7 protein-coding genes and 1 pseudogene are annotated in these 9,659 nt (G+C 45.4%); 3 read left to right on the top strand and 5 right to left on the bottom strand.

Features of this window, described 5'->3' with window-relative positions:
• Together QVP94_RS18625 and QVP94_RS18620 are read right to left on the bottom strand one after the other, a co-directional pair.
• A partial coding sequence (locus QVP94_RS18625; protein WP_288213317.1) for a glutamine synthetase III family protein occupies positions 1-1,950 on the bottom strand: 1,950 nt, incomplete at its 3' end.
• A 145-nt stretch (positions 1,951-2,095) separates the two neighbouring features.
• Complete coding sequence (locus QVP94_RS18620) at positions 2,096-4,300, bottom strand: sodium-translocating pyrophosphatase (RefSeq protein ID WP_005858819.1); 2,205 nt, start codon at positions 4,298-4,300, stop codon at positions 2,096-2,098.
• A 166-nt stretch (positions 4,301-4,466) separates the two neighbouring features.
• On the opposite strand from QVP94_RS18620, the gene QVP94_RS18615 reads away from it, so the two are divergent.
• Together QVP94_RS18615 and QVP94_RS18610 are read left to right on the top strand one after the other, a co-directional pair.
• Positions 4,467-5,303: a patatin-like phospholipase family protein gene (locus QVP94_RS18615; RefSeq protein ID WP_005858815.1), complete on the top strand. Its 837-nt coding sequence runs from the start codon at positions 4,467-4,469 to the stop codon at positions 5,301-5,303.
• A gap of 59 nt (positions 5,304-5,362) precedes the next feature.
• Positions 5,363-7,066, top strand: a complete 1,704-nt coding sequence (locus QVP94_RS18610; protein ID WP_008777935.1) for an alpha-amylase family glycosyl hydrolase — start codon at positions 5,363-5,365, stop codon at positions 7,064-7,066.
• A gap of 174 nt (positions 7,067-7,240) precedes the next feature.
• Here the strand turns inward: QVP94_RS18610 and QVP94_RS18605 are convergent.
• The 3 genes and pseudogenes from QVP94_RS18605 to QVP94_RS19425 all read right to left on the bottom strand — a co-directional run.
• Positions 7,241-7,309, bottom strand: a pseudogene (locus QVP94_RS18605) (DUF47 domain-containing protein); the annotation flags it as partial.
• Entirely contained in the window at positions 7,305-7,949 is a 645-nt protein-coding gene (locus QVP94_RS18600; protein WP_022193206.1) for a DedA family protein, read from the bottom strand. The pseudogene QVP94_RS18605 and the gene QVP94_RS18600, both read right to left, overlap by 5 nt.
• Positions 7,950-8,118: 169 nt before the next feature.
• Positions 8,119-8,532: a DUF8440 family protein gene (locus tag QVP94_RS19425; RefSeq protein ID WP_488199320.1), complete on the bottom strand. Its 414-nt coding sequence runs from the start codon at positions 8,530-8,532 to the stop codon at positions 8,119-8,121.
• A gap of 115 nt (positions 8,533-8,647) precedes the next feature.
• Here QVP94_RS19425 and QVP94_RS18595 point away from each other — a divergent pair, with 115 nt between their 5' ends.
• Positions 8,648-9,589, top strand: coding sequence for a ribose-phosphate pyrophosphokinase (locus QVP94_RS18595; RefSeq protein ID WP_005858805.1), 942 nt, complete (start codon positions 8,648-8,650; stop codon positions 9,587-9,589).
• Positions 9,590-9,659: the final 70 nt, after the last annotated feature.

Raw genomic sequence — 9,659 nt, 5'->3', positions numbered from 1 at the left:
GGGCTCTTCCGACATATTGCGGAATTCCGGGTCATCGCCGAATGTCTCTTTCAACTTCGCTATATTATCCAGCAATACGCTCTGGTAGCGAACGGCTACCGGGATGATATGGTTCAAGGATAAATCCCCTAATACCCGAGCCTCGATCTGTACCTTTTTGATATAGACTTCCCATTTTACCTCATTACGCGCTTCCAATTCTTTCTGGGTAAGTACGCCGGTAGACGTGAACATCTCGATCGACTCCGGTTTAAGATAAGCGTCATATTGCAAGGGAACACTATTTTGGCAATCCAGACCTCGCTTGGCGGCTTCCTCTTTCCATTCGTCCGAATAACCGTTCCCATCGAAGCGGATCGGCTTAGATTCCTTGATATAGGCTTTCAGCACCTTGAAGATCGCTACTTCCTTGCTTTTTCCTTCCGCTTGCAAAGCCTCTACGTCCTTCTTGAATTGTTGCAATTGATAAGCTACGGCGGAGTTCAACGCTAACATGGCCGATCCGCAGTTCACGGAAGAGCCCGGGGCACGGAACTCAAAACGGTTTCCGGTGAAAGCGAAAGGAGAGGTACGGTTACGATCCGTATTGTCCAACAGCAGTTCGGGGATCTGCCCGAAGCCAAGATGCAAGCCCTTTTTATCGTCTACCTCGATAGCGTCCTCGATAGAGCTATTCTCGAATTTATCCAAGATCTCGCTGATTTGCGTTCCGAGGAAAGTGGAGATGATAGCGGGAGGTGCCTCGTTCGCGCCTAGGCGGTGCGCGTTCGTGGCGGAAGCGATACTCGCTTTTAATAAAGCGTTGTATTTATAAACGGCCATGATGGTGTTCACCACGAAAGTGATGAAGCGCAGGTTGTCCTCACGGTCTTTACCCGGAGAGAATAAATTTACCCCCTTATCTGTTCCCATAGACCAGTTACAGTGTTTACCGGAACCGTTTACCCCGTTAAATGGCTTCTCGTGCAATAATACACGGAAATTATGACGGCGGGCTACACGTTTCATGACCGACATCAACAATTGGTTATGGTCGTTGGCTAGGTTACATTCCTCGTAAATGGGAGCTAGCTCGAACTGATTGGGGGCTACCTCGTTATGGCGGGTCTTTACCGGGATACCTAGTTTATAGCATTCGGTTTCCAAGTCTTTCATGAATTCTTGTACACGAGAGGGGATAGCGCCAAAATAATGGTCGTCTAATTGTTGGTTCTTCGCGCTCTCATGTCCGAGCAAGGTACGCTCGGTCAGTGAGAGATCCGGACGAGCGGAATACAAGTCTTCGTCAACAAGGAAATATTCCTGTTCCCAACCTAGGTAAGTAATTATCTTATTGACATCCTCATCGAAATATCTATATACGTCCTTGGCGGCTTCTCCCAATACTTCGATAGAGCGGATCAGTGGGGTCTTATAATCCAGTGCTTCGCCGGTATAAGCGATAAATACGGTTGGGATACAAAGTGTGTCATCTACGATAAAAGCGGGAGAGGAGGGGTCCCAAGCGGAGTAGCCGCGGGCCTCGAAGGTATTACGAAGTCCACCGTTCGGGAAACTGGAAGCGTCCGGTTCTTGCTGGACAAGCAATTTGCCGCTGAACTCCTCGATCATGCCACCGTTACCATCGTGTTCCACGAAAGCGTCGTGCTTCTCGGCGGTGCCATCGGTAAGCGGTTGAAACCAGTGGGTATAATGAGTGACTCCTTTTTCCAGTGCCCACATACGCATGCCGGCTGCCACATGATTGGCGATTTCCCGGTCGATAGGTGTGCCATTGTCAATGGCGTGGGTCAAGGCTTTGTACGTTTCCTTGGAGAGATATTTTTGCATCGCCTTCCGGTTGAAGACATTCTCGCCATAGTACTCAGATACTTTGTGTTCGGGAGTAACGGCTTCCACGGCCTTTCGGTTGGATGCCTTCTCCACAGCATTAAAGCGTGAGATTGACATTGTTGAATTGTTTTATGTTTTTACGACGCAAAAATACAAAACAGTTGACAATTGACAGTCAATGATTGACAATTATTTAGTTTTCTCTATTAAATTGTCGATTTACTTCTCTAACTGTCAATTGCCAACTACTAACGGTCAACTATTAAAACAAACTCCAAGCCACCGTCAATCCCGCCATCACGATCGCTACCATGCTCATCAACTTGATAAGGATATTCAAACTCGGGCCGGAAGTGTCTTTGAACGGATCGCCAACCGTATCGCCGACAACGGTTGCCTTATGCGCCTCGCTACCCTTGCCGCCGTGGTTTCCTTCCTCGATGAATTTCTTTGCGTTATCCCATGCTCCTCCGGCGTTCGCCATGAATACGGCTAATACGAAGCCCGTGCTTAATCCACCGATCAATAGTCCGACAACGCCTGTCACACCAAATATGAGTCCCGTTAAGATGGGGGCGATAATAGCTAAAACGGAGGGAAGTACCATTTCGTGTTGCGCTCCCTTCGTCGAGATCTCAACGCAACGGGCATAATCCGGTTGTGCCTCTCCAGTCAGAATACCCTTGATTTCCTTGAACTGACGGCGAACTTCCTCCACCATGTGCCCGGCCGCACGTCCTACAGCGTTCATCGTAAGGCCACAGAACATGAATGCCATCATGGAACCTAGGAACATTCCGGCTAAAACCTTAGGATTCATTAAGGTAACATCATAATATACCATAAAGTCCGAGAATGAGGCTTTAGATATTTCGATACTCCTGCCATCGGTAAAGTTCAGGACGGTCTCTCCTAAACGGAGCAAACCGATCTTGATCTCTTCTACATAAGAGGCCAACAGAGCCAAGCCGGTTAACGCAGCGGAACCGATAGCGAAACCTTTACCTGTAGCGGCAGTCGTATTTCCTAATGAATCCAATGCGTCTGTACGCTTGCGGACTTCTTTCCCTAGGTTACACATCTCGGCGTTGCCTCCGGCATTATCCGCTATGGGACCGTAAGCGTCTGTAGCCAACGTAATACCTAAGGTCGATAGCATACCTACGGCAGCTATACCGATTCCGTATAATCCCATGCCCACGTTCGTGAAGTCGAATCCGGAGGCGAACAAGAAGGAACAAATAATACCGACCACGACGGCAAGTACCGGGATGGCCGTAGAGAGCATCCCTAGTCCGAGACCGGAGATAATAACCGTTGCCGGGCCTGTCAGCCCCGATTCGGAAACCAGCCGGGTCGGCTTATAGGACTGGGAGGTATAATACTCCGTCGCTTGCCCGATCACGATTCCGACTAGCAGACCTACGATCACGGAACAACCGATCCAGAACCAATTCTCCATGCCTAATACATAAAGAATCCCGAACGTGGAGATAGCGATCAATACGGAACTCAAGTTCGTTCCTATGGCTAAGGCTTTCAGTAGTTGCTTGATCGTCGCGTTCTCATTCGTACGGACGGCGAAAATACCAATAATAGATAAAATGATACCGACAGCGGCGATAAGCATTGGGGCGACAACCGCCTTATATTGTAATTCTACGCTTCCGGAAGAAACGAATGCGGCGGCTCCCAATGCGGCGGTCGCTAGGATGGAACCGCAATAAGATTCATATAGGTCGGCTCCCATACCGGCGACGTCACCTACATTGTCGCCTACGTTATCGGCGATTGTCGCCGGGTTACGAGGATCGTCCTCCGGGATCCCAGCCTCAACTTTACCTACTAAATCCGCTCCGACATCGGCGGCTTTCGTATAGATTCCTCCTCCCACACGTGCGAACAAGGCTTGCGTGGAGGCACCCATTCCGAATGTAAGCATGGTTGTCGTGATAATGGTGAGTTTATGGGTCGGGTCCAAAGCCTCGTCTGGGATGAAAGCATTTAACAGGATATACCAGAATGAGATATCCAGCAATCCAAGCCCAACGACTACTAAGCCCATGACCGCCCCGCTTCGGAAAGCCACTTGTAAACCTTTATTCAAGGAAGTGCGGGCTGCGTTCGCTGTACGGGCCGAGGCATAAGTCGCTGTTTTCATGCCTAAGAAACCCGCTAATCCTGAAAAGAAACCTCCTGTCAGGAAGGCGATCGGAACCCATTCGTTTTGAACATGGAAGCCATAGGCCATAATAGAGAATAAGATTACTAGGACAACGAAAACCGAGGCGACTACTTTGTATTGCTGTTTCAGATACGACATCGCCCCTTCACGTACAAAGGAGGCGATCTTTTTCATCAACTCAGTTCCTTCACTCTCTTTCATCATTTGCCTGAAGAAGAACCAGGCGAATGCTAGCGCTAGGACAGACGCTAACGGGATAATCCAGAAGATACTCGTAATCATAACATGGTAGATTTAATGTTATACTTAAGAAAACAATGTGACAACACCTTTGCTTTCCGTGTAAATGTAGCAAAAATAAAAGAGGATGGAAACTTTTTCCCTAATAATAATGTTTCTAATTAAAAAAAACAGCATATTTGTTACCAGATTAAGAGACAAGAAATAAATGGCAGAAGAGACAAACCATAAACCCTATAGGTTGGGCTTGGCGCTTAGCGGAGGCGGAGCGAAAGGTTTTGCGCATATCGGCGTATTTCGAATGATGGAAGAATGTGCGCTAAGACCGGATATTATAGTCGGTACCAGCGCGGGAGCTTTAATGGGCGCTTTGTTTGCCGATGGTTATTCGGCGGCGGAGATCCAAGAGCTTTTTACCGGACGTGAGTTCTCGGAATTCGCCCAGTTGCAGATTCCTAAGGCGGGTTTGTTCGATAGTAAGCGCTTTCGTTATTTCTTGAGGCGACACTTGCGGACCAAGAACATCGAGGACTTGCAAATTCCTCTGGTGGTTGTCGCGACTGATTTGGATAATGGCGAAAGCCATGAATTTAGGAGTGGTCCTATTGTTGAGGCGGTGACAGCTTCTTGTAGTATCCCGATTATTTTCAGTCCTGTAGTCATCAATGGCGTTCATTATGTGGATGGAGGATTATTTCACAACTTTCCGGTCTCCATCATCCGTGAGGAATGTGAGCGTATTATTGGGGTGAACGTAAGCCCGTTGATCCCGCAAAAATATAAGCAGACCATATTCCATATCGCCGAGCGCTCTTATCATTATATGTTCCGGGCAAATACGCTGGAGGATCGAGAGATGTGTGATGTCTTAATAGAAGCGGAGGAGTTTGGCTTATATAAGACATTCGATCTTGAGAATGTAGACGTGATTTGTAATATTGGCTATTCCGCCGCTGCCCGTTGCTTTGAGAAAGTGTTGGATGAGAATAAATATGAAACCTTGGTGAAAGCGATCGCGGCAAGAAAGAAAGGCCTGATGCCGTGACAAATCGTCTGTCTGGACAAAGCGCTTTCCCACAAAAACTTTATATATAGATGAACGCAATGGAACAAAAAAACAAGATGGTAATTTATCAGGTATTCCCGCGTTGGTTTGGGAATCTGCGACCATCTCCTGTAATGAATGGTAGTTTAGCCGAGAATGGAGTGGGTAAGTTTTCGGCTTTTACTCCTTTGGCTTTATCCAAAATCAAAGAACTAGGTGTTACTCATGTATGGTATACAGGGGTGATAGAGCACGCTACAAAAACCGATTACACCATGTTTGGCATCCGGAAAGACCATTCTGCCGTAGTAAAAGGTAAGGCCGGATCTCCATATGCTATAAAAGATTACTATGATATAGATCCGGATTTGGCGGATAATATCCAGAACCGTATGAGTGAGTTCGAGGATTTGGTGAAACGTACGCATGAGGCTGGGATGAAGGTTATTATCGATTTTGTACCCAACCATGTAGCACGTCAATATTTCTCGGACGCACGGGAACCTTTCGTGGAGGACTTAGGTCAAACGGATAATGTGTCCAAGGCTTTTGATGTGAATAATAACTTTTATTATCTTCCGGGGCAAACCTTGACGCTTCGTTTTGATCCGCAGCGTGAGGAGGATTTTGCCTATAGTGAGTTTCCGGCGAAGGTGACCGGTAACAATCATTTCGATGCCTATCCAAGCCAGAACGATTGGTATGAGACGGTGAAGCTGAACTACGGCGTGGATTATATGCACGGTGGTGCTTGCCATTTCAATACCATTCCCAATACGTGGGAGAAAATGTTGGAGATCTTGTTGTTCTGGGCTGATAAGGGGGTGGATGGTTTTCGTTGTGATATGGCTGAGATGGTCCCGGTAGAGTTTTGGAACTGGGTGATTCCTCAGGTGAAGAAGGTGCGTGATGTGATCTTTATAGCGGAGGTGTATAATCCGGATGAGTATAGGAATTATATTTATACGGGACACTTTGATTATTTGTATGACAAGGTTGGTCTTTATGATACGGTTCGTGCGGTGATGTGCGGACAGGCTCCGGCTAGTAATATATCGCATTGTTGGCAATCGTTGGAGGGTATCCAGAAAAATATGTTGAATTTCTTGGAGAATCACGATGAACAGCGTGTCGCTTCTGATTTCTTTGCGGGGGATGCTCGTCCGGGTATTCCGGGCATGATTGTCTCCGCTGCCATGAATACGAATCCGGTTATGATCTATAGTGGTCAGGAACTTGGCGAAAGAGGAATGGACGCTGAAGGTTTCAGTGGACGTGATGGCCGTACGACCATCTTCGATTATTGGAGCGTCGAGAGTTTGCGGAACTGGAATAATAATGGACTCTTTGACGGGGCTAAATTAACGCCGGCAGAACGCTCGTTGCGTGAGATGTACGCTAAGTTATTGAATGTGGTACGATCCGAGCCGGTTATTGTCGAGGGAGCGTTTTATGATTTGATGTACGCGAACTCCGGTAATCCTTATTTCAATCCGAACCGTCAGTATGCGTTCTTGCGCAAATGGAAGAACGAGGTACTTCTGGTGGTCGTGAATTTCGACCGTGCCGACCAATGTGTATGGGTAAATATCCCGGTCGAGGCATTCAAGGCTCTTGATTTTGAGGATAACAAACCGGCTGAATTGACCGACTTGTTAACCGGGGAAACGACTATCAGTACGCTAACAGACGCTTATCCTTATCAAGTGAAACTCCCGGCTTATTCCGGCAAAATGCTAAAGTTCTCTTTTCTCCATAAGTAAGAGCTTTCTTGAAAAGTTTAGGAGTGCTGTATAGATAATTCATTGGTGGAGTTAGGTGGTTGATACGGGACAGCTAGCTTCATCGGGCAAGTAACTTAAGTGAAATGCCAAAGTAACTTAACATACTTGCCCGATGAAGCTAGGTGACTTTTTCCTTTGATTTAAATGAAAAGAAGAGATGGGGCGTGGGTTATAGATGGTAATACGTTTGGCGGAACTGTTTATTCCATCAATAACATCATCTTTTCCGTGCTTTTAGTTTTGCCCGTACTACCTCTATTACGGCAGGAAGTATGGATATGAATATAATTGCTATGATCAATAGCTTGAGGTTCTGCTGTACGAAAGGAAGATTTCCGAAAAAGTATCCTGCATAGCAGAAAAGCAGTACCCAGAAAGCGCCGCCTATCAGGTTGTAGATCATGAAATAGTAATAGTGCATTTTACCCATTCCGGCTACAAAGGGAGCGAAAGTACGGACAATCGGTACGAATCGGGCGATGATTATGGTTTTGCCTCCATATTTTTTGTAGAACTCATGCGTTTTGTCCAAATGGCTTTTCTTGAATATCTTGGAGTTGGGATTGTTAAATAGTTTACGACCAAAAAAATGACCTATCATATAATTACAGGAGTCTCCCAATACTGCCGCCGCGAATAATATCAAGGCTAAAAGATTTATCTCTAAAGGCATACCGGGTAACGCTGTTATCGCTCCGGCGACGAACAAGAGGGAATCCCCGGGCAAGAATGGGGTGGCTACCAATCCCGTTTCACAAAAAATGATTAGGAATAATATCGCGTAGGCCCAAGTATGATATTCTTGTACGATCTCGATCATATGCTGATCGATATGTAAGATGAAGTCTAATAAAAATTCCATTTTAGATTGATTATTAATTGATAAGAACTATCCTATATGACCCAATAAGAAAACAAAATAGATGTTTATTCTATTCCCTTTGAGAAATCTAGAAAATAAGAATAGTGAGAATGCAGACATTAAAGTGCTATCTTCTACTTTTTTGATGGAAATAAGGGGGAAAGAGAGTTTAAATGAGAATACGTCTTAGAGTATAGATATAGTACCCATAGGAGAACTTAAGGGGATTTATACAAAATGAAATGAATGTTTGTCTTTCTTTAGGATATTGAGTTTTTATAAACCGTACGATCCTTTCCGCGGATGAGGATAGGTTTGTCCTTGAGTTTTTTGATGTGGAGATGTTGCGGAATAGTGAAGCCCTGATATAGCCATCTTCCATCTTATAGCTTTGTTTTCCGTTGTATAGCTCTTTTTCGTATCGTTCGATATCTGCTTGGGGGATATTGTATTCCGTCTTGTCTTCATTCGGAGAGTACATGGTGTAAATATCGTTGTATTTCTGTTGGTTCTCGGGAGTTGATGAAGAACCCGAAGTCAGAAATACACTTACCAATACGAAGAAATAGAGTAAATACTTCATCATTGCGGTTGCAAATATAGAAAGTTTTCCAAATATAAAGAGGTTATTGTAAATAAGTTTTGTACTTTTGCGGCACAATTTAAATCTATTCACTTTAAGATAAATATTCGGAATAATGAGTGCACAAACTCCTTTCTTGGTGTTTTCGGGAACGAACTCCCGGTATCTTGCAGAGAAAATTTGCAACAGTTTAGGTTGTCCTCTGGGACAGATGAATATCCAGCACTTTGCCGATGGTGAGTTCTCTGTTTCTTATGAAGAGTCTATCCGCGGTAGAGATGTATTCTTAGTACAATCTACATTCCCTAATTCAGACAATCTGATGGAGTTGCTTCTGATGATTGACGCGGCTAAACGTGCTTCCGCACATTCAATCATCGCTGTAGTCCCTTACTTCGGTTGGGCTCGTCAGGATAGAAAGGATAAGCCTCGTGTTTCTATTGGCGCTAAGTTGATCGCTGATATGTTGAGTACGGCAGGTATCAATCGTTTGATTACGATGGACCTTCATGCGGATCAGATCCAAGGATTCTTTAATGTTCCGGTGGATCACTTATATGCTTCTTCCGTATTCTTGGATTATATCAAGACGTCTTTGCCTTTGGATAACTTGTGTATCGCGACTCCGGATGTTGGTGGTACGAAACGTGCCAGCAGCTATTCTAAGTATTTAGGCTTGCCGATGGTCATTTGCCACAAATCTCGTTTGCGTGCCAATGAGGTGGCCGAGATGCGTATTATCGGTGATGTGACGGGCTTGGATGTCCTTTTGGTTGATGACATGGTGGATACGGCCGGAACAATTACGAAAGCTGCGAACTTGATGTTGGAGAATGGCGCTAAGTCTGTTCGTGCTATCGCCAGCCACGCTGTGATGTCTGATCCGGCTTCTACTCGTGTAGATCAGTCCGCTTTAGCGGAAATGATCTTTACGGATTCTATTCCTTACGCTAAGAAATGCGAGAAAGTAAAGGTATTATCTGTCGCTGACATGTTTGCTGAGGCGATCCGTCGTGTATGTAGTGGTGAGTCTATCAGCTCTTTGTATGCTATTTAATAGAATAAGATAGAAAAATAAAAACGGTCGCTTCCTTTGATAGGGCGACCGTTTTTTATTTAGAATAAAT

The sequence above is a fragment of the Parabacteroides sp. CAG:2 genome (assembly GCF_000436315.1).
GTDB lineage: Bacteria > Bacteroidota > Bacteroidia > Bacteroidales > Tannerellaceae > Parabacteroides > Parabacteroides distasonis.
Note: the sequence above shows the minus strand (reverse complement) of the source record. Positions and strands in the feature narration are given on the sequence as shown.